The 26,147-nt window shown below is 73.3% G+C and carries 20 protein-coding genes; 10 read left to right on the forward strand and 10 right to left on the reverse strand.

The genetic code is table 11. The annotated features are described in order from the left end of the window. Positions 1 to 3 precede the first annotated feature (3 nt). Together CP984_RS08385 and CP984_RS08395 are read right to left on the reverse strand one after the other, a co-directional pair. Positions 4 to 774: an exonuclease domain-containing protein gene (locus tag CP984_RS08385; RefSeq protein ID WP_003985563.1), complete on the reverse strand. Its 771-nt coding sequence runs from the start codon at positions 772 to 774 to the stop codon at positions 4 to 6. Between the two features lie 504 nt (positions 775 to 1,278). Beyond that, positions 1,279 to 4,644, reverse strand: a complete 3,366-nt coding sequence (locus CP984_RS08395) for a BTAD domain-containing putative transcriptional regulator (protein WP_003985564.1) — start codon at positions 4,642 to 4,644, stop codon at positions 1,279 to 1,281. A 94-nt stretch (positions 4,645 to 4,738) separates the two neighbouring features. Here CP984_RS08395 and CP984_RS08400 point away from each other — a divergent pair, with 94 nt between their 5' ends. Next, a complete protein-coding gene (locus CP984_RS08400) occupies positions 4,739 to 4,927 on the forward strand; it encodes a hypothetical protein (protein ID WP_129820961.1) in 189 nt (62 codons plus the stop codon). A gap of 5 nt (positions 4,928 to 4,932) precedes the next feature. Here the strand turns inward: CP984_RS08400 and CP984_RS08405 are convergent, their stop codons facing one another. The 3 genes from CP984_RS08405 to CP984_RS08415 form a co-directional block, all read right to left on the reverse strand. After that, on the reverse strand, positions 4,933 to 6,198 hold the full coding sequence (locus tag CP984_RS08405) for an SAV2148 family HEPN domain-containing protein (protein WP_003985565.1): 1,266 nt from the start codon (positions 6,196 to 6,198) through the stop codon (positions 4,933 to 4,935). A 102-nt stretch (positions 6,199 to 6,300) separates the two neighbouring features. Further along, complete coding sequence (locus CP984_RS08410) at positions 6,301 to 7,680, reverse strand: copper amine oxidase (RefSeq protein ID WP_078575643.1); 1,380 nt, start codon at positions 7,678 to 7,680, stop codon at positions 6,301 to 6,303. A 139-nt stretch (positions 7,681 to 7,819) separates the two neighbouring features. Continuing rightward, a complete protein-coding gene (locus CP984_RS08415) occupies positions 7,820 to 8,608 on the reverse strand; it encodes a hypothetical protein (protein ID WP_053799766.1) in 789 nt (262 codons plus the stop codon). Between the two features lie 250 nt (positions 8,609 to 8,858). Here CP984_RS08415 and glgX point away from each other — a divergent pair, with 250 nt between their 5' ends. The 3 genes from glgX (at position 8,859) to CP984_RS08430 (ending at position 14,765) form a co-directional block, all read left to right on the forward strand. Beyond that, the gene (glgX, locus tag CP984_RS08420; protein WP_003985413.1) at positions 8,859 to 11,075 is read left to right on the forward strand and encodes a glycogen debranching protein GlgX; all 2,217 of its coding nucleotides are present in this window, start codon (positions 8,859 to 8,861) and stop codon (positions 11,073 to 11,075) included. A 329-nt stretch (positions 11,076 to 11,404) separates the two neighbouring features. Continuing rightward, positions 11,405 to 13,831, forward strand: coding sequence for a malto-oligosyltrehalose synthase (gene treY, locus CP984_RS08425; RefSeq protein ID WP_003985412.1), 2,427 nt, complete (start codon positions 11,405 to 11,407; stop codon positions 13,829 to 13,831). A 103-nt stretch (positions 13,832 to 13,934) separates the two neighbouring features. Continuing rightward, positions 13,935 to 14,765: a M55 family metallopeptidase gene (locus CP984_RS08430; protein WP_003985411.1), complete on the forward strand. Its 831-nt coding sequence runs from the start codon at positions 13,935 to 13,937 to the stop codon at positions 14,763 to 14,765. Here the strand turns inward: CP984_RS08430 and CP984_RS08435 are convergent. Next, on the reverse strand, positions 14,747 to 15,625 hold the full coding sequence (locus CP984_RS08435; protein WP_003985410.1) for a LysR family transcriptional regulator: 879 nt from the start codon (positions 15,623 to 15,625) through the stop codon (positions 14,747 to 14,749). The two genes, CP984_RS08430 and CP984_RS08435, sit on opposite strands and share 19 nt — an antisense overlap. Positions 15,626 to 15,717: 92 nt before the next feature. Here CP984_RS08435 and lpdA point away from each other — a divergent pair, with 92 nt between their 5' ends. Further along, positions 15,718 to 17,187, forward strand: a complete 1,470-nt coding sequence (gene lpdA / locus CP984_RS08440; protein WP_003985409.1) for a dihydrolipoyl dehydrogenase — start codon at positions 15,718 to 15,720, stop codon at positions 17,185 to 17,187. Between the two features lie 35 nt (positions 17,188 to 17,222). Here lpdA and CP984_RS08445 read toward each other — a convergent pair whose 3' ends face one another. Continuing rightward, the gene (locus tag CP984_RS08445; RefSeq protein ID WP_003985408.1) at positions 17,223 to 17,666 is read right to left on the reverse strand and encodes a hypothetical protein; all 444 of its coding nucleotides are present in this window, start codon (positions 17,664 to 17,666) and stop codon (positions 17,223 to 17,225) included. A 267-nt stretch (positions 17,667 to 17,933) separates the two neighbouring features. On the opposite strand from CP984_RS08445, the gene CP984_RS08450 reads away from it, so the two are divergent. Next, entirely contained in the window at positions 17,934 to 18,617 is a 684-nt protein-coding gene (locus CP984_RS08450) for a lipoprotein (protein WP_003985407.1), read from the forward strand. A gap of 21 nt (positions 18,618 to 18,638) precedes the next feature. Here the strand turns inward: CP984_RS08450 and CP984_RS08455 are convergent, their stop codons facing one another. Next, a complete protein-coding gene (locus tag CP984_RS08455; RefSeq protein ID WP_003985406.1) occupies positions 18,639 to 19,184 on the reverse strand; it encodes a DUF1707 and FHA domain-containing protein in 546 nt (181 codons plus the stop codon). A gap of 252 nt (positions 19,185 to 19,436) precedes the next feature. On the opposite strand from CP984_RS08455, the gene CP984_RS08460 reads away from it, so the two are divergent. Further along, positions 19,437 to 20,363, forward strand: a complete 927-nt coding sequence (locus CP984_RS08460) for a GNAT family N-acetyltransferase (protein WP_003985405.1) — start codon at positions 19,437 to 19,439, stop codon at positions 20,361 to 20,363. A 49-nt stretch (positions 20,364 to 20,412) separates the two neighbouring features. Beyond that, on the forward strand, positions 20,413 to 22,302 hold the full coding sequence (gene treZ, locus CP984_RS08465) for a malto-oligosyltrehalose trehalohydrolase (protein WP_003985404.1): 1,890 nt from the start codon (positions 20,413 to 20,415) through the stop codon (positions 22,300 to 22,302). A gap of 18 nt (positions 22,303 to 22,320) precedes the next feature. Here treZ and CP984_RS08470 read toward each other — a convergent pair whose 3' ends face one another. Next, a complete protein-coding gene (locus CP984_RS08470; RefSeq protein WP_003985403.1) occupies positions 22,321 to 22,854 on the reverse strand; it encodes a type 1 glutamine amidotransferase domain-containing protein in 534 nt (177 codons plus the stop codon). A 214-nt stretch (positions 22,855 to 23,068) separates the two neighbouring features. Between CP984_RS08470 and CP984_RS08475 the strand changes: the two genes are divergently transcribed. Together CP984_RS08475 and CP984_RS08480 are read left to right on the forward strand one after the other, a co-directional pair. Next, on the forward strand, positions 23,069 to 24,607 hold the full coding sequence (locus CP984_RS08475; RefSeq protein ID WP_003985402.1) for a PucR family transcriptional regulator: 1,539 nt from the start codon (positions 23,069 to 23,071) through the stop codon (positions 24,605 to 24,607). A gap of 148 nt (positions 24,608 to 24,755) precedes the next feature. Continuing rightward, the gene (locus CP984_RS08480) at positions 24,756 to 25,661 is read left to right on the forward strand and encodes a metallophosphoesterase family protein (protein ID WP_003985401.1); all 906 of its coding nucleotides are present in this window, start codon (positions 24,756 to 24,758) and stop codon (positions 25,659 to 25,661) included. Between the two features lie 70 nt (positions 25,662 to 25,731). Here CP984_RS08480 and msrB read toward each other — a convergent pair whose 3' ends face one another. Then, entirely contained in the window at positions 25,732 to 26,139 is a 408-nt protein-coding gene (msrB, locus tag CP984_RS08485) for a peptide-methionine (R)-S-oxide reductase MsrB (RefSeq protein WP_003985400.1), read from the reverse strand. Positions 26,140 to 26,147: the final 8 nt, after the last annotated feature.

Here is a 26,147-nt window from a genome sequence, read left to right on the forward strand (position 1 = left end):
GCCTCAGCTCGCGCCGCCCGAGGACGACGCCTGAACCGGGAGGTCCTCGGCGCGCTCGCGCGACTGCTGGTACGGGATCAGCGGCCAGGCCGCCTCGACTATCGCCGCCGGGTCACCGGAGCGGCGCAGATACCGCTGGAACGAAGCGGCCTGCTCGGCCGCCGCCTTCTCCTGAAGGGCGTGCAGCGCCGCCGGGGCCGTCCCGGCCACCGCCGGGTGACGCTCGCCGATCCGCCGTGCCACACCGGCCGCGGCCACCGCGTCAGCGCCCGCTTCGTGCGCGGCCTCCAGCGGCACGCCGTAATGCAGGCAGAGGGCCTGGAGCGTTCGCTTGCCCTTGCGGTAGGGGTCGACGTGCTTGTCCAGCACCAGCGGGTCGATGACCGGCGCGGGCCGGCGGCCGAGCCGCTCGGCGAGCGTCCGCAGGCCGTACCGGCGGCACTCGCGGTCCAGCAGCGAGAGGTCGTACCGCGCGTTCATCACCACGAGCGGTATGCCCGCCTCCAGCGCACCGGCGAGGGACTGGGTGATCTCCTCTATGCCGTCCGCCGCGGCCCGGCCGTGCTCCCGGACGTGAGCGGTCGTCATGCCGTGTATGGCCGCGGCCTCCTCGGGGACCGGTACGCCGGGGTCGAGCAGCCAGGTCTCCCGCAGGGCCTCCCGGCCGTCCGCCTCCAGCCTGATGAGCGCGGCGGTGACGATGCGGTCGTGCTCGACGTCCGTGCCGGTGGTCTCCAAGTCGAAGCTGACGAGCAGCCCTTGATGCCAGCCCATGACGGCCTCCTTCGGTGTTGCTTCCCCCGTGTTCCCCTACTCTCCCACGCGACACTGACAACGCCCCGCCCCCGCCCGCCCGCAGCCGGACCACCGCCGGGTCCCCCGCGTCCGCCGCCGCTTCGATGCCGGAGGCACAGCGGTCCTGCCACCACAGGACGGTGGCCACGAGGGCATCGCGGTCGGCCATCCCGTAACCGTCACAAATCAGCCGCATGCGCCGGGCCGCGCCGGTCACATCCGTGACGCCCACCCGCGCCCCGGCACCGCCAGATCCCAGCCCAGAAAGGCTGCACGGGTTCCCAGGCCGCGTGCCCGTTCACGTAATCCAGTACGTCACGTCCGGCCTCGTCCGACCCGAGGTGGCGCGGGGCGCCCGGCCAGCCGTGTCGTTCGAAGTGTCGCAGCAGGTCGCGGACGAACCCGCTGCGCGGTGTCGCCGGGCGGCGTACCGTGCGTCCCACCCGTACGACCGCGTGCACCGAGCCGCCGGGTAACGGCACCTCACGCACCGCCGCCCACCGCCTCACGCACCAGCTCCTCGGCTGTCATCGCGGTGCCTTCTTCAAAGGCCGTGGTGAAAGCGGTGGCGCTTCCCAGGGCCTCTCGTGTGCGGGCCGTTATGCGGTCCACGTCCCAGCGTTCGGCGGGTGGCAGTGGGGTGCCGACGGCTGCGCGGGTGGCGGTGGCGTGACCCAGGAGGCGGGCGGCGTGGGTGGGGTGGCCGGCCAGGGAACGGGCGCCGGCCAGGCCCTCCAGGGCGAGGGCGAGCGCGCGTGGGTCGCCGGTGGCGCTGGCCGCCTCGTAGCCGTCGAGGTGGAGGCGGCGGGCCGTATCGGCGTCGCCGCGCAGTTCGGCGGTGAAGCCCAGTTCCGCCAGGATCAGGGCCGTACCGGGGTCGCCGTCCCGGCTGCGGCACCACTCCAGCCAGCGCGCGTGGTGCCGTTCGGCATCGTCGAGGCGGCCCGCGCGCCGGGCGCCGATGCCGAGGCCGGTCTCGGCGAACATCTCGCCGCGCCGGTGCGACTGCTCGGCGGCCAGCCGCAGCCCCCGTTCGTGGTGTTCGCGCGCCGCCTCCAGGTCGCCGGTCAGGAGGGCGATACGGCCGAGGCCGGAGTGTTTGTACGACGCCTGGATCCACAGGCCCAGTTCCTCGGCGCCGCACAGGCCGTCCCGGTGCAGGCGGGCGGCGCGCTCGTAGTCGCCGCTGATCTCCGCCAGCGTCCCGAGCGCTTCCGCCGCCTGCAATTGGCCCCACCGGTCGCCCAGTTCCCGGAAGAGGTCCGCGCTCTCCTCGGCGTCCCGCTGACGCGTCGCAGTCCCCTCGCGTACGGCATCGGGGGCCGCGTACTGCCCCTGGGCGCGGCTGCTGAGAACGGCTGCCGTACCCCAGCGGTCGCCGAGCGCCCGGAAGGCCGCCAGCGCGCGCGACAGCCGTTCGCGGGCCACTGCCGGGTCGCCCAGTCCGACCTGGGCGTAGGTCAGGAACCACAGGGCCCAGGCGTGGTCCGCCGGTGTCCTGTCCCCCGCACCGGGGTCCGGCTCGTCCCCGTACTGCTTCAGTACGGCATCGGCCCGCGCCACCGGATCGGTGTCGCCGCCTGCCAGCGAGGCCATACCGACCTGCCAGACCATGGCCCGCAGCCGCAGCCCGTCGGGCACGCAGGAGGAGGCGGCCGCGTCCAGCGCCATCGCCAGCGCGCGACCCGCCTCGCCGAGGCGGCCGCGCAGGAACCAGTACCAGGACAGGGCGTTGACCAGGCGCAGCGCGCGCTCCGCCGCGCCCTCCTGGACCGCGCTGTCCAGGGCCGTACGCAGGTTGGCGGTCTCCGCGTCGAGCCGCGCCAGCCATTCGCGTTGTCTCTCCCCGTACAGGAAGGGTTCCGCGCGTTCGGCCAGTGAGGTGTGGTGGACGCTGTGGCGCCGCCGTACCGTCTCCCACTCGCCCGCCTCGCGGAGCCGTTCCAGGCAGTACGCGGCCACCGACTCCAGCAGGCGGTAGCGCGGGCCGTACGGGCCCTCCGCAACCACCACCAGGGAGCGGTCCACCAGCCGCGCCAGCACGGCCGCCACCTCCCCTGACCGTACGCCGCCGCCCGCGCACACCTCCTCGGCCGCCCGGAGCGTGCAGCCGTCGGCGTGCGCGGCGAGCCGCCGCAGTACGGTCCGCTCGTCGGCGGTCAGCAACTCCCAGCTCCAGTCGATCATCGCGCGCAGGGTCTGCTGGCGCGGCGGCGCGCCGCGGCGGCCCGCGCCCAGCAGCCGGAACCGGTCGTCCAGCCGCGCGCTCAGCTCCCGCACGCCGAGGGCCCGTACGCGGGTCGCGGCCAGTTCCAGCGCCAGGGGGATGCCGTCGAGGCGACGGCAGATGTCCGCGACGGCCGCCGCGCTGCTCTCCACCGGCGAGTCCAGCCCGTCCGAGAAGTTCGGCGAGTCCGGCCCGCCCAACCCGTTCAGCCCGTCCACCCCTTCCAGCGCGAAGCCAGGCGCAGTGGCTGCCGCGCGCGCCACGAAGAGGGCGACGGCGTCGGCCTGTTCCAGGGGCGGCACCGGCAGGACCCGCTCACCGGCCAGCCCGAGCAGTTCTTGGCTGGTCGCCAGCACCCGCAGGCCGGGAGCGACTGCCAGCAGGGCCGCCGTGACCTCGGCGACCGCGTCGACGACGTGCTCACAGTTGTCGAGCAGCAGGAGCAGCCGCTTGTCGCGCACCGCGCCCGCCAGACGCTCGCCCACCGGGGCGGAGGCCGCGCCTTCGCGTACGCCCAGCACCGCGAGCACCGCTTCGGCCACTTCGGCGGCCGTGCACGACACCGTACGGTGCCCGTCCGCGCCGCCCGGCCGCCCCAGCGCCGCCAGCTCCACCAGCAGAACGCCGTCCGGGAACCGGGTGGAGTCGTCCACGAGCCGCTGCGCGGCCTCCAGCGCCAGCCGCGTCTTGCCGACCCCGCCGGGCCCGGTCAGCGTCACCAACCGGCCCGCCTCCAGGAGCGCGCGGACGTCACGCACCGCGGCGTCCCGCCCGACGAGTTCGGTGAGGGAGGCGGGGAGGTTGGTGCGGGGCGGAGCGGCGGAGCGGGCCGGAGGGCGGTGTTCCGCCTCACCCTCCCCGCGGCTCACGCCCGCCAGCCGAGGGTCCTGTTCCAATATCGCCTGGTGGAGGGCCGTCAGCTCGGGCCCGGGATCGACGCCCAGTTCCTCCGCCAGCCGCTCGCGCAGGGCGGCGTACGCCGCCAGGGCCTCGCTCTGCCGCCCCGCGCCGTACAGGGCGCGCAGGTGCAGCGCGCACAATCGTTCGCGCAGCGGGTGGCGGGCCACCAGCTCGGCCAGTTCGCCGGCCAGCGGGCCGTGCTCGCCCAGCTCCAGCCGGGCCGCGGCCTGTGCCTCCAGGGCCGTCAGCCGCTGCTCCTCCAGGCGGTCGGCCGCGGCCCGCGCGAAGGGTTCGTCCTCGAACCCGGCGAAGGCCGGGCCACGCCACAGGCCCAGCGCCTCGGTGAGCAGCGCGGCGCGCTCCCCCGGGTCCTGGTTCTCGTACGCGCGGGCCGTCAGCGCGGCGAACCGGCCCGCGTCCACCGCGTCGTCGGCGGCGTCCAGCTGGTAGCCGGGCGGACGGGCGGCGACCAGCGCACGGCCGCCCGGCCCGGCCGCCTCCAGAGCGCGGCGCAGCTGTGAAACCTTGGCCTGAAGGGCGCCGGTGGGGTTGGCCGGCAGCCGCTCGTCCCACAGGGCGTCGATGAGCCGGGCGGCGCCGACGGGCCGCCCCTGGTGGGCGAGCAGCGCGGCCAGAAGGGCCCGTACTTTCCGTTCGGGTACCCGTACGGGCCGTCCGTCCGCCGCCCACACTTCCACCGGCCCGAGCACGCCGAATCGCATGCCGCAACGGTACCCGGCCCCTCACCCGCACCGGCCGCCACCTGCGGGGCTGTGGCAGTGGTGGGGTGCCGGCCCGGTCTGCTACGCCTGTGCCATGGACGACTCCGAAACCCCTCCCGCAACGGAAGCACGTCTCCTGCCCGTCGCTTCCGGGCGGCGCTACGGCCGCGCCCACGTCCTGGACGTACTGGAGGAGCGTTTCAGCAGGCCGGTGGCCGAGGAGTGGGAAGTCCTGCGCCACCGAGGAACAGCCGTACAGGCCGCCGCCAAAGCCACAGCCTGACCCCCTCAAGAAACCGGCCGACTATCCGCCCAAACGTTCTCGAACTCCTCCCGATACGTCTCGAAAAGACCGTGATCCTCCTCCCGGTCCGCCCCCTGGCGCAGCACCTCGCGCCCGCCGCCGCGCAGGACGAAGACCGGTGACTCCATGCCGCGGCTGCGGCGCAGGTAGGACTGGACGACGGCCACGCCGTCCGGGCCGTCGCCGTCGACCAGGTAGGCGGTGAAGCGGGGGGTCTCGTCGAAGACCTGGATCTCGAAGGCGCCGGGGTCGCGGAGCCGGGCCCGTACGCGCCGCATGTGCAGGATGTTCATTTCGATGGAACGGCTCATTTCGCCCTTCTTCAGGCCCAGTTCCCGTTCGCGGCGGCGGACCGCGCTGCTGGCGGGGTTGAGGAAGAGCAGGCGGACGCGGCAGCCGGACTCGGCGAGGCGGACCATGCGGCGGCCGGAGTAGTTCTGTACGAGGAGGTTGAGGCCGATGCCGATGGCGTCCAGGCGGCGGGCGCCGCCGAAGAGGTCTTCGGCGGGCAGCTGCCGCTGGAGGCGTACCCGGTCGGTGTGGACGCCGACGACGTCCGCGTACCGGTCGCCGACCAGGTCCTCCACGGCGTCGATGGGCAGCCGTCCGGCGGTGCGGGTGCCGATGCCGGAGCCGAGGATGTCCAGCAGCCGGGCGGAGGCTCTCTCCGCCTGGGCGAGGACGGTGCCGGTCAGGGCGCGGTTGCGGGAGACGATGTTGCGGGCCACCTCCAGTTCGTCGAGGGCCAGCTCCACCTCCCTGCGGTCGTCGAAATACGGCTCGAAGCAGGGCCAGTGCTGCACCATCAGCTCGCGCAGCTGCGGGAGCGTCAGGAAGCTGAGGATGTTGTCGTCGGCGGGGTCGAGCAGGTAGCCCTTGCGGCGGCTGACCTCGCGGACCGCCACGGCGCGCTGGACCCACTCCTGGCCGGTGGGCCCGGCGGCGGCGATGACCCACTCGTCGCCGTGCACCGGCTCGTAGACGGGGCACAGCACCGCCGCCACGACGGCCCGCAGCCGCTGTTCGACGATGTTCAGCCAGATGTAGGCGCGCCCGGCCCGCCGCGCGCGCGTGCGCACCTCGCTCCACGCCTCGGCGCCCCAGTCCAGCTCCGCGCCGATCTCCATCGGCCGGGCCAGGGACACCGCCCCGGGCGGGACGTCGGCGGAGCCGCCGTCGGGTCCCTCATGACCGTCCTGGCCGTCATGGCCATCGTCACCAGGGGGCAACTCCAGCCCGCCCGAGCTCACCCGCACACCGCCTTCCGAACCCCCGTGCCAACGATCAAGGCAGACTACTGCGGGTCCGGGAGGCGGTGCAGCAGGATGGATCGAGTCCGGCGTCAACTCCCCTTATTCGACGTGACCGTTGTGTCCGGAAAGCTCGGGCGGAGTGAGCGGATTCATAGCGGTCACGTCGCGCGGGGCGAGCTGGAAGCCCTGCCAGTGGACGGGCATGGGCTCCTGGTCCTCGTCCCGGGCGATGTGGTGGTAGCCGATGTTGACCCACGCGATGGGGTGGCGGAGCGGCTGGCCGTTGACCCATCGGTCGACGCTGCTGCCCGCGCCGGTGCCGCAGTTCGCCAGGTTGTTGCTGGCGAACTGTTCGCATTTGTTGTACTCGGTGAAGTACACGTCGTGCCGGGTGAAGGCACGCCCGGTGTACTTGCTGGAGCGGCCGGGGACGATCTCGTACGACCGGGGGTGGCCGTCCTTGTTCTTGCCGACGTTGCTGACCACCCGCCACCAGCGGGTCGGCCCGGCGTCGCCCGCCAGCTCCTTGGCCACCGGGGTGCGGACCGTCTTCGTCCTGGGAGCCTGCCCGGCGCCGCCCGGGGTGGTCGTCGAGTCGAACTGCTCGACGCGGTTGGCCGACGAGCCGTCCAGGCCGAAGTTCAGGCGCCAGAAGACGTTGTGGCTGTGGCTGGTGGCGTAGTCCTTGGCGCCCTTGCCGATCGGCCAGCCGCGGCCGTCGCCCGCGTCGTAGTCGGCGGGCGAGAGCGTGCCGGTGGCGCCGACCTGCATGTTCATCGTGCCGTCGGCGGAGAAGCGCCACTCGACGATGTATTCGTACCAGCCGGTCTTGTTGACCGTGTAGACGAGCAGGTCCTTGCCCTGGACCTGCTGGATCTTGGTGGTCTCGCCGGGGTAGCGGCCCAGGCGGTAGGCGTGGCCGCGGGCGCGGGTGGTGACGCACAGGCCGTTGACGTAGGGGTGCTGCGGGTCCCAGGCGCCCGGCACCTTGACCGCCTTGATGGTGCCGCCCGGACACTCGCCCGGGTCCAGCGTCTGCAGGCCCTGCGCGAAGCTCTGACCGGTGAGGTCGTCGTACTCGTTGCCGCCGTCGTCGTACGGGACGTGGATCTGGGCCAGCTTCGCGGTGGTCAGCACCTGGATGGGCCGGGGCTCGCCCTTGGGCTGGTACGAGACGTTGTCCAGGACCAGCCCGGCGTTGGCCTCGTAGTGCCAGCACATGCGCCAAGTGGTGCCGCCTTCGAGGGTCTGCGTGATGCTGTACGGGGTACTGCACCCTGCGGCGGTGGGGGCGGGGGCCGCCGGCGCGGCCTGGGCGGCGGCCGGTCCGGCCGTCAGTGCCGCCGTGCCGAGCAGCAGCGGCGCGGCGAGCAGCGCGGTGCGCCGGGCGCGGGCCCGGCGGGCCGGGGCCGGGGTACGGACAGGGACACGGGCGGGTCCGTGGTGGACGCGGGCACGGCGGAAGGATCTTTCGTGCATGGAAACGCTCCTGTACGACGGTGAGACGGAAGCCGCGGAGGCTTGCGAGTACGCGGGTGCGGGATGCTGCACGGTTGCTGCCGGGCGGCCGCACGGCCGGGCCGGGCGGGGGCGCCGGGCCGGCGCTCTCCCGGTCGGCTCAGTCCAGCCGGCCGACCGTGCGCGCGCTCAGGTCGATCACGTAGCGCCGGGTGTCGATCCACTGGCCGTTGCGCACCTTGGTGAAGAGCCGCACGCAGCGGTGCTGCCCACAGGCGCGCAGCTTTTCCGGAGCCGGTCCTTCCGCCGCTCCGCGGTAGACGAAGCCGGTCACGGCCAGCTGGCCGGGGCCGGTGAGGTCCTTTCCGGTGGCGTGCTTGTAGTCCTTCCGCAGACCCTCCCCCTCGGGCGCGGCGATCAGCAGGCCGGCCGCCTCCTCGCTCTCCGCCCGGTCGGGCGGCGGCTGCACACCGTGCCGGCTGTCGGTCTTCTCGACCTTCCCGGTGGTGAGGTTGACGGTCTTGGTCACATACGCCTCGGACCGGTAGTCGTAGAACGACACGTTCGCCCGGCGCGGCGCGTCGGCGCGGCCGGTCTCCTCCGGGCCCAGCTCGGCCAGATCGGTGGTCAGCCGCTCGGGCCCGCGTCTGCCCCGTACGTCCTCGGCCGCGCCGCGGAACGCCGGAGGCGCCGCCAGGGCCTGCGCCCGCGCGATCTCGTCGTCCGTGAGCGGATCCCGGCCGACTCCCTCGCGTCCCTCGGCGGGGGCGCGCTCGACGGCCCCCGGCCGCACCTGGCCCGTTGGCGACCCGGGGCCCGCCGCCGCGGCGGCCCGGCTCCCCCCGCCGGCCGCCCCCGCGTCCCCGGGCAGGGTCACCGCGGCCAGCGCGGCGGTACCCGCCAGCGCCACGGCCGCGCCCGCCACCACCTTGCCCAGGTGACGGCGCATCATGTTGCGCACTGTTCCCCCCTGCTGCCTCATGGTGCTCGGCACACATCGGTCGTCCTGTACGACGATCCGACTTCACCGCGGGTTGCCCGCCTTTCGGCGCAGATCGCGCGAAAAACCAGCCGAATTGGGCAGGTTGAAACAGGAGACGAGCGCAGCACCGTACGCAGCAATCGAACACGGCGACGCACGACCGACGTGATGCCTCCAGGCGTCGCGACGCCCATCGAGGAAGTGGAAGAGTCGACGCATGCAGGTCTGGCCCGGACAGACGTATCCCCTGGGTGCCACGTACGACGGTGCGGGCACCAACTTCGCGGTGTACTCCGAGACGGCGGAACGCATCGAGCTGTCACTGCTGCACGACGACGGCTCGGAGACCGCCGTCGAACTGCGGGAGACCGACGCGTTCGTACGGCACGCCTACCTCCCCGGCATCATGCCGGGGCAGCGGTACGGCTTCCGGGTGCACGGCCCGTACAAGCCGGAACGCGGTCACCGGCACAACTCCGCCAAACTGCTGCTGGACCCGTACGCGAAGGCGGTCAGCGGCAGCATCGACTGGGACGAGGCGGTGTACGGCTACCACTTCGGCAGGCCGGACAGCCGCAACGACCTCGACTCGGCGCCGCACACGATGACGTCGGTCGTGATCAACCCGTACTTCGACTGGGGCGACGACCGCCCCCCGCGCACCGACTACCACGAGACGGTGCTCTACGAGGCGCACGTCAAGGGCCTGACCATGCTCCACCCGGACCTGCCGGACGACCTGCGCGGCAGCTACGCGGCGCTGGCGCACCCCGCGGTCATCGACCACCTGACCGGGCTGGGGGTCACGGCCCTGGAGCTGATGCCGGTCCACCAGTTCGTGCACGACCACCGGCTCGTCGACGCGGGGCTGGCGAACTACTGGGGCTACAACACCATCGGCTTCTTCGCCCCGCACAACGCGTACGCGTCCTGGGGCGACCGCGGGCAGCAGGTGCTGGAATTCAAGTCGGCGGTACGGGCGCTGCACGAGGCCGGTATCGAGGTCATCCTCGACGTGGTCTACAACCACACGGCGGAGGGCAACCACCTCGGCCCCACGCTGTCCTTCCGCGGCCTGGACAACGCCTCGTACTACCGGCTGGTCGCCGACGACCCGCGCTACTACATGGACACCACCGGCACCGGCAACTCGCTGCTGATGCGCAGCCCGCACGTCCTCCAGCTCATCATGGACTCGCTGCGCTACTGGGTGACGGAGATGCGGGTGGACGGGTTCCGCTTCGACCTGGCGGCGACGCTGGCCCGGCAGTTCCACGAGGTGGACCGGCTGTCGTCGTTCTTCGACCTGGTGCAGCAGGACCCGGTGGTCAGCCAGGTCAAGCTGATCGCCGAGCCGTGGGACGTGGGCGAGGGCGGCTATCAGGTGGGGAACTTCCCGCCGCTGTGGACCGAGTGGAACGGCAAGTTCCGCGACACCGTACGGGACCTGTGGCGCGGCGAGCCGCGCACCCTCGCCGAGTTCGGCTCCCGGCTGACCGGCTCCTCCGACCTCTACCAGGGTGACGGCCGGCGCCCGCTCGCCTCCATCAACTTCGTGACCTGCCACGACGGCTTCACCCTGCGCGACCTGGTCAGCTACGACGGCAAGCACAACGAGGCCAACGGCGAGGACAACAAGGACGGCGAGAGCTTCAACCGGTCCTGGAACTGCGGCGCCGAGGGGCCGACGGACGACCCCGCCGTACAGGAGCTGCGGGCCCGCCAGATGCGCAACTTCATGGCCACCCTGATGCTGTCGCAGGGCGTGCCGATGCTCAGCCACGGCGACGAGTTCGGGCGCACCCAGCGCGGCAACAACAACGCGTACTGCCAGGACAACGAGCTGACGTGGGTGCGGTGGCCGGACACCGACGGGGGCGCCGCCGGTACGGAGGCCGGGGAAGGGGGCGAGGGCGAGGGCGAGTCCGGGACCGAAGCCGAGGACGACCCGGAGCTCGCGGCCGTCCGCAAGGAGGACCAGGAGTTCCTCACCTTCGTCCGGCAGATGGTGTGGCTGCGGCGCGATCACCCGGTATTCCGGCGGCGGCGCTTCTTCCACGGCCGCCCCATGGAGGGCACCCACGACGAGCTGTCCGACATCGCCTGGTTCACGGCGGAGGGCGAGGAGATGCGGCAGCGGGACTGGCAGGCGGCGCACGCCAAGTCGCTGACGGTCTTCCTCAACGGCAGCGCGATCACCGAGCCGGGCCCGCGCGGCGAGCGGATCACCGACGACTCCTTCCTGCTGATGTTCAACGCGCACGCGGACGAGCGGGAGTTCACCGTGCCGGTCGACCACGGCCGCCAGTGGCAGGCGGTGGTGGACACCGCCCACCCGGAGGCGGTCGCCGACGGCGGCGGCATCAAGGCTCAGGCCGGCGACCGCCTCGCGCTGCCGGGCCGCAGCATGCTGGTGCTGCAACGGCCTGCATAGGGTCCGGGCTGCCGGTCCGTGACACTGGTCCATGGCGCCGGCCGGGGTACGCCGTGGGCCGTACGGCCGGCTCCGCCATTGCGGTGGTTCCCGATGCTGTCGTACGGCCCGGGCGAGAGGTCCGTTCGGCGTAGTCGGGGTGCCCGGCCCCGGCAGTGTGCAGGGCCTATGGGCGGGGGCCGGCGGTCGGGGAACCGGCGGGGGTCGCCGCCCGGCGCCGTCCTGCGCGTACATCCGGGCCGTCCGGATCGTGCGTACACAGCGCTTCGGTGCCGGGGCGGCCCGGGCCGGATGAAACAACAAGCCGTCCGGCGGGTACGGGTGTTCCCATGACGGCCGAATCCAGTGCGCCACCCACCGCCACGTACCGGCTCCAGCTCCAGCCGGACCTGCCCTTCGCCGCGGCCGAGAAAGCCGTGCCGTACCTTGCCGCGCTGGGCGTCTCGCACCTCCACCTCTCCCCTGTCCTGGAGGCGGTGCCCGGTTCCACACACGGCTACGACGTGGTGGACCACGCGCGGGTGCGGGCCGAGCTGGGCGGCGAGGAGGGGCTGCGCGCGCTGGCCGCGAGGGCCGCGGCGCATGGACTGCGGCTGGTGGTGGACACCGTTCCCAACCACATGGCCGTGCCCGCGCCGGAGTCGCTGAACGCCGCGCTCTGGGCGGTGCTGAGGGACGGCCCCGCAAGTCCGTACGCCCGCTGGTTCGACATCGACTGGGACGGCGGGCACGGCGGGCGGGTGCTGCTGCCGGTGCTGGGCGGGCGGCTGGGCGACGAGCTGGGGAACATCCGGGTCGACGGCGACATACTGCGCTACCACGACCACGCCTTCCCCATCCGCCCCGGCACCGAACGGCTTCCGCTGCCGCGCCTCCTGGACGCGCAGTGGTACCGCCTCGCTTGGTGGCGGCTGGCCCGCAGTGAGATCAACTACCGCCGGTTCTTCACCATTTCGGAGCTGATCGGCGTACGGGTCGAGGACGAGGCGGTCTTCGCGGCGACCCACGCGACGATCCTGCGGCTGCTGCGCGAGGGCGTCGTCGACGGGCTGCGCATCGACCACCCGGACGGCCTGGCCGCCCCGGGCAACTACCTCGCCCGCCTGCACGCCGCCACCGGCGGGCGCTGGACGGTGGTCGAGAAGATCCTGACCGGCCGGGAGCGCCTGCCGGACGGCTGGGCGTGCGCGGGCACCACCGGCTACGACGCGCTGCGGCACCTCGACGGCCTGTTCGTCTGCCCGCTCGGCTCCGGCCGCCTGTTCACCGTCTACCGGGACTTCGTGGCCCCGCTGGCGGACGCGGGCGGCGACTGGGAGGAAACGGTACGCCGCGCCGCCTACGAGGTCGTCACCCACGATCTCGCCGCCGAGGTCGAACGGCTGGTGCGGACCGCGGGGCGGATCAGCGACCAGGCGTCCCACCAGGGCGACCACGCGCCCTGGGCCCTGCGCACCGCCGTCCGGGAGCTGCTGGTCCGGCTGCCCGTCTACCGCCCGTACGCCACCGACCGCGCCGGAGCGCGCGACCCGCGGCGCGGCGAGCAGGACGCGGCGATGCTGGCCGAGGCCGCCGCGCGGGCGCGTGCGGTCTTCCGCTCGCCGCAGGAGGCGCTGGCCGTGGACCTGGTGCGCGATCTGGCGCTCGGCCTGCTCGGGGACGGCCCGGACTGCGAGGACTTCTGCGCCCGCTTCGCCCAGACCTCCTCCGCGCTGCGCGCCAAGTCCGTGGAGGACACCGCCTTCTACCGTTATGTGCCGCTGCTGTCGGCCTGCGAGGTCGGCGCCGACCCGGGGGCGCCCACGGTGGGCGTGGACACCTTCCACGCGTACTGCGCCCGTATCCAGCGGGACTGGCCGCTGACCTCGACGGTGCTCTCGACGCACGACACCAAGCGCAGCGCCGACGTACGGGCGCGGATCGCGGTCCTGACCGAGTGCCCGGAGCGGTGGCGGGACCTGCTGCGCCGGGTGTCCGCCGGGCCTGGCGAGGGTCCGCAGCCGCCGGACCAGCATCTGGCGTGGACGGCCTGGCAGACCGCCTTCGGCTTGGGCAAACCGTCCGCCGAACGGCTGATCCCCTCGGTGCTCAAGGCCGTACGGGAGGCCGGTCTGCACACGTCCTGGACGGAGCAGGACGCCGGGTACGAGGAGGCGGTCGGCGAATTCCTGCGCGCGGGGCCGTGCGGACCGGCGGCGTCCTCGCTCACCGAACTGGCCGCCGATCTCGCGCCGTACATCCGCGCCAACGTGTTGAGCGCGGCGCTGCTCCACCTGACGATGCCCGGCGTGCCCGACCTCTACCAGGGCACCGAGACCGAGTACACCGCGCTGGTGGACCCGGACAACCGCCGCCCGCCGCGGCTGCGCGCCGACCTGCTCACCGAACTGGACGGCGGTGCCGACCCGCAGGACCTCTCCGCGGAGAAGCTGCTGCTGACGGCCAGAGCGCTGCGCCTCCGCCGGGACCATCCCGACTGGTTCGGCGTGGACGGCACGTACACCCCTCTGCACGCGGACGGCTCGGCCGCCGGGCACTGCCTGGCCTTCGCCCGCGCCGGACGTGCCGTGACGGTGGCCACGCGCCTTTCCCTCCGGCTGGCCGAGGACGGCGGCTGGCGCGACACGGAGCTGCACCTTCCGGGTCCGGGCCCGTGGCGGGATCTGCTCACCGGCCGGGAGTGTCCCGAACCGGTGGTCTGCCTGCGCGAGCTGTTGGCGCGGTATCCGGTGGCGTTGCTGGTGGGAGAGGACTGACGGAAGGGGCGTACGGACACGACCGCGGGACGGCTGCCCGGTGCGGAACCGGAGGGGGAACGGCCGTCGTCTGCCCAGTGGTCGAGTCTGAGGAGTACGTACGGTGCGTATCTACATCAGCGCGGACATGGAGGGCGTCACGGGCCTCGTCGACGCCGACGACGTCCAGCCGGGCGGGCGGGACTACGAGCGCGGGCGGCTGATGATGGCGGAGGACGTCAACGCCGCCGTGCGTGGTGCCGTCGCGGCCGGTGCCACGGACATCGTCGTCAACGACGCGCACGGGCCCATGCGCAACCTGCTGCCCGAGGCCCTGCACCCGGCGGCCCGGCTCATCCGCGGCAAGCCCAAGCAGATGGGCATGCTCGAAGGGCTCACGCCGGGGCACGACGCCGTGGTCTGCGTCGGCTACCACGCGCGGGCGGGCACGCTCGGCGTGCTGAGCCACAGCTTCATGGGCCACGAGATCGAGGACATCTGGCTGGACGGCCGCCCCGTGGGCGAAATCGGCCTGGCGCAGGCCACCGCCGCGGCCCTCGGGGTGCCCGTGGTGGCCCTGACCGGTGACGACGGTGCCTGCGCGGAGACGAAGGAGTGGGACGACACGATCGCCACCGTCGCCGTGAAGCAGGCGCACGACCGTTTCGCCGCCGAGCTGCTCCCCGACGCGGAAGCCCGCCGGGCCATCGAGGAGACGGTCGCCGCCGCCCTCTCCACGCCGCCGCGGGCCCCCGGTCCGCCGCCGGACCCGTGCGCCCTGACCGTCCGCTGGCAGTCGGCGTCGGTGGCCGCGACGCTGCTGGGGATACCGGGCGTGACCTCGGTGGACGGCCGGACCGTACGGGCGCGCGGGGCGCTGACCGACCTGTACCGGCTCTTCGGCGTATGGATGCGCGTGGCGGCTTCGCTCACGCATCAGCAGCCGTACTGCTGAGCCTCCCGGAGGAGGTCCACGAAGTGCTCGGCCGCGCCGGTGGGCGGCACCCGGGAGAAGACGGTGATCTCCCGGCGCCACGGCGGGTCGGTGGGGACCGCGGTGCAGTCCAGACCGGTCAGCTCGTGGGCGGCGGTCAGGAGGACACCGACGCCGGCCGCCGCCATGCGGACCGCCGTCGAGGTGTGCTGGGTGCGGACGGCCGTACGGGGCGTGAAGCCGGCCCGTTCGCACTCCACGTCCAGCCACCGCCGGCCCGCCACGACCGGTTCCAGCGCGCAGCGCACCCAGGGGCGGTCGGCCACCTCCTCGATGCGTACGGCGGTACGGCCGCCGAGCGGGTCGCCGGGCGGCAGGACCAGCACCATCCGCTCCTCCCCCACGACCGTGACCGGCCCCGGCCACGTCGGTGGCCGCGGCCCGACCGCCACGTCGGCGACGCCGCGTTCCATGTGCTCGTACAGCTCGTCGGTGGTGGCGTATTCGTGCAGAACCAGGCGCACGCCGCCGTACTCACGCCCCCAGCGCACACAGACCTCCGGGAGCACGCCGATGGCGTGCGCGTGCACCGTCGCGATGTGCAGCTCGCCGCTCCGCGCCGCGCCCGACGCCAGCGCGGCGCGGCGGGCCTGTTCGGCGCTGCGTACGGCGAGTTCGGCGTGCGGGAGGTAGGCGCGGCCCATGGGCGTCAGCCGGACGCCGCGCGTCATCCGCTCCAGCAGCGGCCCGCCGACCTCCCGTTCGAGGGCCTTGATCTGGTGGGACAGCGCCGACTGGGTCACGTGCAGCAGCTCGGCCGCGCGCGTGAAGGAGCCCTCCGCGACCACGGTGACCAGGTACTCCATCTGCCGCAGACTCATACGGCCCTCCGTTCTCCCCATGAACGATGTTCATCGCCCCCATGGAAACATTGCCTTGGACTCATGGGCGGGCGGGGGCGGAGGCTGGCCGCATGAGCGACATGAACAGCGGTGGTACGAGAACGGGGGCCGCGCGCGGCGGCGGGACCGACGTGATCGTCATCGGCGGCGGCACGGGCGGCTACAGCACGGCCCTGCGGGCCGCCTCCCTCGGACTGCGGGTGGTCCTCGCCGAGCGGGACCTCGTCGGCGGGACCTGTCTGCACCGCGGCTGCATCCCGAGCAAGGCGATGCTGCACGCGGCGGAACTGATGGACGGCATCGCCGAGGCGCGCGAGCGCTGGGGTGTGAAGGCCACGCTCGACAGCGTCGACTGGGGCGCGCTGACCGCCACCCGGGACGACATCGTGACGCGCAACCACCGGGGCGTGGAGGGGCACTTGGAGCGTGCCGGGGTGCGTGTGGTGCGCGGGAGCGCGCGCCTGACCGGCCCGCGCTCCGTGTACGTCGAGGCGCCGGACGGCGGGGAGTTCACCGCGCGGCGCGGCATCGTGCTCGCCACCGGCTCCCGCCCGCGCCTGCTGCCCGGCCTCGCACCGGACGGCCGTACCGTCGTCACCAGCGACGACGCCCTGTTCGCGCCCGGCCTGCCGGACTCGGTCCTGGTGCTGGGCGGCGGCGCGATCGGCGTCGAGTACGCGTCCTTCCACCGGTCGATGGGCGCCCGGGTCACCCTCGTCGAGGCCGCCGGGCGACTGCTGCCCCTGGAGGACGAGGACGTGAGCCGCCACTTGGCGCGCGGCCTGAAGAAGCGCGGGATCACGGTCCGTACGGACTCGACGCTGACCGGGGCCGAGGTGACGGGGTCCGGTGTACGGGCCACCGTACGCACCCGCGGCGGCGAGGAGACGGTCGAGGCCGAACGCCTGCTGGTCGCGGTCGGCCGGGTGCCGGTGACCGACGGCCTGGGCCTCGCCGCTGCCGGACTCGCCACCGACGCGCGCGGTTTCGTGCCGCCCGCCGACTGGTCCCGCCTGGAGACCGCCGTACCCGGTATCCATGTGGTGGGCGACCTGCTGCCGCCGCCCTCTCCCGGCCTGGCGCACGCCTCGTTCGCGGAGGGCCTGCTGGTCGCCGAAACGCTGGCCGGCGTGCCGTCCCGGCCGGTGGACCACGCGACCGTGCCGCGCGTGACGTACTCCTCGCCGCAGACCGCCTCGGTCGGCCTGACCGAGGCGGAGGCACGCGCCCGCGGCCTGGAGGTGCGGGTCAACACCATGCCGCTGACGGCGGTCGCCAAGGGCATGGTGCACGGACAGGGCGGCATCGTGAAGGTCGTCGCGGCGGCGGACGGTGCGGGCGGTGAGGCCACCGGGGCCGTACTCGGCGTGCACCTGGTGGGCCCGCACGTCTCGGAGATGATCGCCGAGAGCCAGCTGATCGTCGCCTGGGACGCCGAACCGTCCGATGTGGCACAGCACATCCACGCGCATCCCACGCTGTCGGAAGCGGTCGGGGAGGCGTTCCTGACGCTGGCGGGGAGGGGGCTGCATCAACATTGAGGGACGGGTGTACGGGGCGGGCGTACGAGCCTGCCTCAGCGACCGGCGAACACCGCCCGTACCCGCGCGCCGTTGGCGAACAGGACCACGCCGGCCAGCAGCACCCCGCACGCCCCCTGTTCGATCTTCAGCCACGCCGGAAACGCTCCGGGCAGCACGACGACGGCCGCGATCACCGCGACCATGACGGCCGAGGCCACCCGCAGCCGGAGGTAGGACCGGCCGTGGCCACGGGCCGTACGGGCGGCGAAGGAGACCATGAGCAGGGACGTGACGACGACGATGACCGTGCGGACCCACACGGCGTCGGTCACCGTACCGGGGTGGTCCCGCAGCAGCACGACGGCGCCCAGGGTGAGGACGCTGAGGGCCGCGTAGCAGCCGACGAGCAGTCGCACGGTGCGCAGCGCCTGCCGGATGCGGGGGCGGGCCAGGCGGTCGGCGGGGACGGTGGCGGGGCGCGGGGCGCGCGTACTCATGACGGACCTTTCCTCACGGCTCAGTGGCGTATGGGGCCTTGGGACGCGTTGCGCGAACGGCCGTCACCAGCATCCGGCCCGTCCGCCGCCGGTCCGTCGTCCGGCCGGACGAAACGCGCCCCCGGTCCGCCTCGGGGACGCGCCGGGCGGGCCCGTAGTGGATCACCAGTAGGGCGGAAACTTCCGGGCATGAATAACGGTTTGGCACCCCGCGTCCGCCGGGTTAAGTTACTGCGCCTGTAGACCTTTTTATGACGGAAAGACGGTATGGGTAAGTACAAGTGGGGCGCGGTGTCCGCCGTGCTCTCGATCGGTGTGCTCGCCGGCTGCTCGGCCACCCCCGAAAAGGGCGGCGACACCGCCAAGAACGCTTCACCCTCCGCTTCGGCCGCGGCCTCGGCGAATGCGGCGAAGAAGGACGACAAGGCTGCGGCCGGTTCGCCCGACGCGTGGAAGAAGGGCACCCGGGTCGGGGCCGCCGGCAGCCTCTGCGAACTGCCGGTGTCGTTCGACGTGGCGAAGATGTGGCAGCCCAAGGGCCTCAAGCCCGAAGACGGGAAGCTGCTCGGCGAGTTCATGGGCCACAAGTCGGCCAGGGGCGCCTGCGAGATCGACGCCAAACCGGCGGGCAATATCGGATTCATCCGTGTGTGGACCACGGACCCGACGAAGAAGTCGCCGCGCGAGGTGCTGGAGGAATTCACCGGCGAGCAGCCGAGGGTCGTCAAGAAGGAATTCAGCGACACCAAGGCCGGCGAACTGCCCGCGGCGGAAGTCTCCTACACGACGAAGAGCCCCCTGAAGGACGAGCCCCAGCAGGAACGGGCGTTCGCGGTGGTGACGCCGAAGGGCGCGACCGTCGTCCATCTCGGCGGGTTCGACAACACCGAGCACAAGGAAATGCTCCCGGCGTACGAGATGGCCAAGAAGTCCGTCGCACCGGTGTCCTGACCCCTCCCGGGTCCTGGCCGCCTATCCCTGCGTAAGGACGTACCCCACGCTCCCGAAGGCGACGTGGTCCCCCGGCTGCACCCCCACCTCCCCCACCACCCGGCGCCCGTTGACGCAGGTGCCGTTGGTGGAGCCGAGGTCGCGCAGGAGCCAGGCGCCGTTGGCGTTGCGCAGTTCGGCGTGGGAGCGGGAGACCGTGTCGTGGTTGAGGCGCAGGCCGGAGCCGGGGGCCCGGCCTATGAGGAGGGGGAACGGGCCGGGGGCGGGCAGGAGGAGTTTCGGCAGGCGCTCGCGGCGCCAGGCGCGGCGGACCATGATGTTGAACGCCGACGCCTTGCCCACCGCGCGCAGCACGGCGCCCTCGACCCGGCCGCGGGAGGCCAGATCGGCGGTGGCGGCGGCGAGTTCGGCGTGCTGGCGGGCGCCGAGCACCAGCTCCAGCCGCCGCAGGAAGGTGTCCTGGGACAGCCTGCCTTGCGCCGCGCCCTCGCGCAGCAGTTCCAAGGCGCGTTCCCGGTCGGCTTCCGACGGGCGCGCCGGTCGGGCCGGGAACTCCAGCGATGTCATGCGGGTGATTGTCCGGCGCCCACGGGCCGGTGTCCAGCCACGGAGGCCGGTGCGCGGGGCGGCAGCGGCCCCGCCGGAAGTCCCTGGTGCCCCGCCCGTCCTCCGGCTACGCTCACCGTCGGCCCGCGAGAAGGAGAGGAGGCGAGAGCCGTGTCGACGTACCTGTATGCGCGCTCCCGCCCCGTCCACCGGGCTGTCCTGGGCTGATCTCAGCCGACCGGGAGCGCGATCCCTGCCTTCCGAGAGGACATCATGACCGGGTTGGTCTTCCGCGCGCTCAGCGAGAGCGACGCGCATCTCTTCCACACACTGGACGACCCCACCGCCGGCCTCGTCGGCCACACGCTCTTCGGACGTCACTACGCGACCCTCGCTCAGGGCGGCCTGTACCGCCCCGAGTGGACCTGGGTTGCGCTGCGCGACGGCGTCGTCGTGGCGCGCGCCGCCTGGTGGGCCGGGCCGGGCGACACCCGCCCGGCCGCCCTGGACTGGTTCGACTTCGCGCCGGGCGAGTCGGACGCCGCGGCCCGTCTGCTGCGCACCGCGCCCCTGCACTCCGAGTACATACTGCTGCTGCCGCCGGGCTGGCGCGAGCAGGAGGCCGTACGGGACGCCGCGCGCGCCCGGATGGACGCGGCCGCCGCGGCCGGGCTCACACCGCTCGTCGAGCGGTTCCGCTACACCTGGACGCCCGCCTGCGGTCTGCCCGAGCCGCCGGGCCGGCTGGTGTTCCGGCCGGAGCCGGACGACGGTGTGATCCTGGACATTCTGCGGCGCGTCGAGAACGGCTCGCTGGACGCCCACGCCCGGAAGGCGATCGCCGAGGGCGGTGTGGAGCAGGCCGCGCGGGAGGAGCTGGACTTCTTCAACTGGTGCCCGTCGCCCCGCGACTGGTGGCGGGTCGCCTGGACCGCCGATCCGGGGCGGGGAGGCGAGGTCGTCGGGCTGCACATACCGGCCCGTAACCACCAGGTGCCGGTCATCGGGTTCATCGGCCTCGTGCCGGAGCACCGCGGCCGGGGGTACGGCTACGACCTGCTCGTCGACTGCACCCGCCACCTCGCGGCCGAGGGAGCGGAGACGATCCTCGGCGAAACGGACCAGCCGAACGTCCCGATGGCGGCGGCTTTCGCCAGGGCGGGCTACCCGATGACGCAGGAGCGGGCATTCTTCATCTGAGGCCGGACGGGGCTTTCTTCGTCCGCGCGCCGGACGAAGGAGGACAGCCGTGCTCTTCGAGGTGTGGGCACCGGACGCCGAACGGGTCGCGCTGCATTTCGTGGCGCCCCACGGGCGCGCGGACGGCGCGACGGAAGGGGCAGACGCCAGCGGCACGGCGGGCGACCGCGCCGCGAACGGCGCGCTGACCACGGGACACGCCGTGGCGACCGGATACGCCCCCACCGGGGCCGTGTCCGCCGAACACGTCCCCATGGAGCGCGCCCCCGGGCGCCCGGGCTGGTGGCGGGCCGACGTACCGGCCCGCCACGGCGACCGCTACGGCTTCCGCCTCGACGACGGGCCGCTCCTGCCCGACCCGCGCTCGGCCCGGCAGCCCGAAGGGCCGGACGGGCCGAGCGCGGTCGTCGAGCACGACCGGTTCGTCTGGCAGCACCCGTGGGCCGGGCGGCCCCTGCCGGGAGCGGTGCTGTACGAGATGCACGTGGGCACGTTCACCGGCGCCGGCACCTTCGACGCGGCCGTCGAGCACCTGCCCCACCTCGCCGGCCTGGGCATCACCCACCTGGCGCTGATGCCGGTGTGCCCGTTCCCCGGGACGCACGGCTGGGGGTACGAGGGTGTCGCGCCCTGGGCGGTCCACGAACCGTACGGCGGCCCGGACGGCCTCAAGCGCCTCGTGGACGCCGCGCACGGGCACGGTCTGGGCGTCGTCCTGGATGTCGTCCACAATCACCTGGGCCCGTCCGGCAATCATCTGCCCGCTTTCGGGCCGTACTTCACGGAGACCCACCACACCCCGTGGGGCGCCGCGGTCAACCTTGACGCACCCGGGTCGGACGAGGTGCGCACGTACTTCATCGGGAGCGCGCTCGCCTGGCTGCGGGACTACCGGCTCGACGGGCTGCGGCTCGATGCCGTACACGCCCTGCACGACACCCGGGCCCGCCATTTCCTCGCCGACCTGTCCGGCGCGGTCGACGCGCTCGCCACACACCTGCGCCGCCCGCTCTTCCTGATCGCCGAGTCGGACCTCAACGACCCGCGCGTCCTCGCGCCGCGCTCCGGCGGCGGTTACGGTCTGCACGCGCAGTGGAACGACGACTTCCACCACAGCCTGCACACGGCACTGACCGGCGAGTCCCAGGGCTATTACGCCGACTTCGCGCGTGCGCCGCTCGCCGCCCTCGCCAAGACGCTGACCGGCGGCTTCTTCCACGACGGTACGTACTCCAGCTTCCGCGGCCGGCGGCACGGCAGCCCGCTGGACCGGCGCGCCACCGACGCCCACCGCCTGCTGGCCTACGCCCAGACGCACGATCAGATCGGCAACCGGGCGCTCGGCGACCGGCAGGCCGCCGGCCTCTCCCCCGGCCTGGTCGCCTGCGGCGCCGCGCTGGTGCTGTGCTCCCCGTTCACGCCGATGCTGTTCATGGGCGAGGAGTGGGCGGCCCGGACGCCGTGGCAGTTCTTCACCGACCACACGGACCCGGAGCTGGCCGAGGCGGTACGCGACGGGCGCCGCCGCGAGTTCGCCGCGCACGGCTGGCGGGCGTCTGAGATCCCGGACCCGCAGGACCCGGCAACGCGGGACCGTTCCTGCCTGGACTGGTCGGAGCCGGAGCGCGAGCCGCACGCCGCCCTGCTGGCCTGGTACCGCACCCTGCTGGCGGTACGCGCCGCCCACCCCGAGCTGACCGACCCGGACATGACACGGACCGAGGTCACGTACGACGAGGAGGCCCGCTGGCTGTGCGTACGGCGCGGGGCGGTGCGGGTGGTGGTGCGACTGGCCGGGGAGGGCACGGCCGGGGTGCCCGGGGCCGGCGGGCGGGCGCGGGTGCTGGCGGCGTGGCCGGACGCGGACGCGGTTGCGGCCGACCCGGACGGCGCCCTGAGGCTGCCGCCCGAGTCGGCCGCGGTGCTGAAGGAGGAGTGACGCGCCCCGGACGGGGAATCAGCGCTGGAACTCCGCGACGAAGGTCTCGCAGAACGCCTTCAGATCGTCCGGCTTACGGCTGGTGATCAGCGTGTTCGGACCGCCCGTGCAGACCTTGACCTGCTCGTCCACCCAGTTGCCGCCGGCGTTGCGGATGTCCGTCCGCAGGCTCGGCCAGGACGTCAGCGTACGGTCGCGGACCACGTCCGCCTCGATCAGCGTCCACGGCGCGTGGCAGATGGCCGCGACCGGCTTGCCCGCGTCGAAGAAGCCGCGGACGAACGCGACGGCCTTCTCGTCCATCCGCAGCGCGTCCGGGTTGGCGACGCCGCCGGGCAGCACCAGCCCGTCGAAGTCGCCGACCTGTGCCTGGTCCACGGTCCGGTCGACGGGGAAGGTGTCCGCCTTGTCCAGGTGGTTGAACGCCTGCACACGGCCGGACTCGGTGGAGACGAGCTTCGGGGTACCGCCCGCGTCGATCACCGCCTGCCACGGTTCGGTCAGCTCGACCTGCTCGATGCCTTCGGGTGCTACGAGAAACGCCACCTGCATGGCCGTTCATCCTTTGCGTTCGTCTTGCGTAGGAAGGGATGTTCCCTCTGCGGTCTTCTTTTCGCATCCCCGGTCGCAACCGGGCAAAAACGTGCCAAATGGGAGGTGATACGTCCTGGGGCAGCGGGTACCGGGATGCGTCACCCCGCAAACAGGGCAGTCAGCCCTATATCCCAGCTGTCCATCGCGGCTTCATCTGATGGACACTGTGTCCATGCCCCTGCGTATCGCCGACCTCCTCGCCCGGCCGGAGCTGAACCTGTCCCTCACCTACGACGTCCCGGCCGGGCAGCTGGACCGTACGGTCGAGGCCGCGACCGTCTCCGACCTGCTGCATCCGGGCAAGTGGCTGCAGGGCGGCGAGCTGCTGATGACCATCGGCCTGGTACTGCCGATGGAACCGGCGGCCTGCCGGACGTACGTACAGGACGTGACCGAAGGCGGGGCGGCCTGCCTGGCGCTCGGGCTGGGCCGCGGACTCCCGTACCAGAAAGCCCCCGCACCGCTGGTCGACGCCGCGCGCGAAGCGGGTCTGCCGCTGCTGACGGTGCCCGACGAGGTGCCGTTCATCGCCGTCACCAAGGCGGTGTTCGACGCGCGCGCCGACGAGCAGCGCGCGGTGCTCCAGCGCGCGTTCGCCACGCAGCGGCGGCTCACCGCGGCGGCGACGGACAGCGGCCTGCAACCGATGCTGGAGGAGTGGACCGCCGCCACCGGAGTCGGCGCCACGGTGCTCGACCCGCTCGGGCGGCTGCTCGCCACGGGCGGCGGGCAGTCGGCCCCGCCACCGGCCGCACGGGACCTCGTGGAACGGGTCGCCGCCCGCGGCCTGCGCGGCAGCGCGTCCAGTACGGCCGGTGGCCGCCAGCTTGAGGTGCAGCCGCTCGGCGCCCGGCGGCTGCGCGGCCTGCTGCTGCTCGTAGGCTCCCCGGACGCGGCAGCGCGCGCTGTGGTGCCCGGCCTGGTCTCGCTGCTCTCTCTGGAACTGGAGCGCCGCCACCTCATGGACGAGCCGGAGCGCCGCCGCAGGTCGGCGCTACTGGCGGAGCTGCTGTCCGACGAAGAAGGCCCGGCGGGGCGCGCCCACGGCATCCTCGCCGCCGCCGGCCTGCACGACGACCGGGTGCGCGGCGTCGTCATCGAACCCCCGGCCGCGGGCCCGGCGGACAGCGGTCCGCACGACATCGCCGCCGACCTGGCCCTGGCCGTCCCCGGCGGCCTGGTCCGCGTCGCGGAGAGCGGGCTCATCGAGGCCGTGGTGGGCGCGGGCCTGGACGTACGCGACGTACTCGGCCGGTTCGCGCCGCACTGCCCCGCGGGCATCGGCCCACTCGCCCCGCCGGACACCGTACGGGTCTCCCTGCGGCAGGCGGCTGGGCTGCTGGGCGTCAGCCGGGCGAGCGGGGTGCCGGAGGAGGCCCGGCAGAGCGCGGCCAGCCGACTGCTGCTGGACCTCGGCGACCGCCGTACGTTGCACGGTTACGCCGACGCCGTCCTCGGCCCGCTCGATCTCGCCGACCACGGCGAGGAGTTGCTGACGACGCTCGCCGCCTGGCTGGAGACCGGCGGCGCGTGGGACGCCACCAGCCGCCGCCTCGGCGTGCACCGGCACACCGTACGCAACCGCCTCGACAAGGCCATGGACTTGACGGGCCGCCGGCTCGACGACCCCGACGACCGCTTCGACCTGTGGCTGGCCACCCGCATCCGAAGCGGCGGCGACCTCAGGGCCGGCGGCCCCGGACGGTCCTGAGCCCTACCACCGCGCCCCGACGGCCCACCCTGACAACCGCCTTCGCACCCCGGCGGCCTGCCCTGACCACCGCCTCCGCACCCCGATGTGTCCAACAGCCCACCCCCCTGCATGTCCCCACCCCCCTCTCCTGTCCTACCGTCAGGGGATGCAGACCCCATGCTCCGAAGGAGACCGCACCGCCGAGGCCGACCGGGACGGGGCGGCGCCCGGCCGGCTGATGGCCATCAGTGACCTGCACATCCGCTACGAGGAGAACCGCGCCATCGTCGACCGGCTGCGGCCCGCCTCGGACGCCGACTGGCTGCTGGTGGCCGGGGACGTCGGTGAGTACGTCGAGGACATCCGCTGGGCACTGACCGTGCTCAGCCGGCGCTTCGCCAAGGTGATCTGGGTGCCCGGCAACCACGAGTTGTGGACGCCGTCCAACGACCCCGTACAGCTGCGCGGCGTCCAGCGCTACGAGCACCTGGTGGCCATATGCCGGGAGCTGGGCGTGCTGACGCCCGAGGACCCTTACCCGGTCTGGGAGGGCGAGGGCGGCCCCGCCGTGATCGCCCCGCTCTTCGCACTGTACGACTACAGCTTCCGCCCGCCCGGCACCCACACCAAGGAAGCGGCACTGGCCGTCGCCGAGCAGGCCGGGGTGGTCTGCACGGACGAGTTCTTCCTCCACCCGGACCCGTACCCGACCAGGGAGGCATGGTGCCGGGCCCGCATCGCGGCCACCGAGGCCCGGCTCGCCGAGATCCCCGAAGACCTGCCCACCGTCCTGGTCAACCACTGGCCGATCGTCCGCGAGCCCACCGAGCCCCTGTGGCACCCGGAATTCGCCCTGTGGTGCGGCACCAAAGCCACCGCCAACTGGCCCCGCCGCTTCCGCGCCGCCTCCGTCGTCTACGGCCACCTGCACATCCCGCGCACCATCGAGGTCGACGGCGTCCCGCACATCGAGGTCTCCCTCGGCTACCCGCGCGAGTGGCGCCGCCGCAAGGCGGCCCCGGGGCAACAGGTGCAGATTCTGCCGGCGGTGGCTCGGGCGCCGCAGTTCTGACGGGGCCGCGGGGCGCCACGCGGCGTACGGCCGCCGGACCGGCTCGGCGCCGGACCCGGCGGCCCCGCCCTCAGTCCCCGTCCGCCCTCAGCCGCACCGAGATCGAGTTGATGCAGTACCGCTGGCCGGTCGGGGTCGGGTAGCCCTCGCCCTCGAAGACGTGGCCGAGGTGGGAGCCGCAGCGGGCGCAGCGGACCTCTGTGCGGACCATGCCGTGGGAGCGGTCCTCCAGGAGTTCGACGGCGTCGGTGTCCTTGGGGTCGTAGAAGGACGGCCAGCCGCAGTGGCTCTCGAACTTGGTTTCCGAGCGGAACAGTTCGGCGCCGCAGGCGCGGCAGGAGTAGACGCCCGCGGTCTTGGTGTCGGTGTACTCGCCGACGAAGGCGGGCTCCGTGCCGCCCTGGCGCAGGACCTGGTACTCCTGCGGGGTCAGCTCGGCGCGCCACTGCTCGTCCGGCTTGTCGATCTCGTACGGCATACGGTCCC

This window comes from Streptomyces rimosus, from assembly GCF_008704655.1.
GTDB lineage: Bacteria > Actinomycetota > Actinomycetes > Streptomycetales > Streptomycetaceae > Streptomyces > Streptomyces rimosus.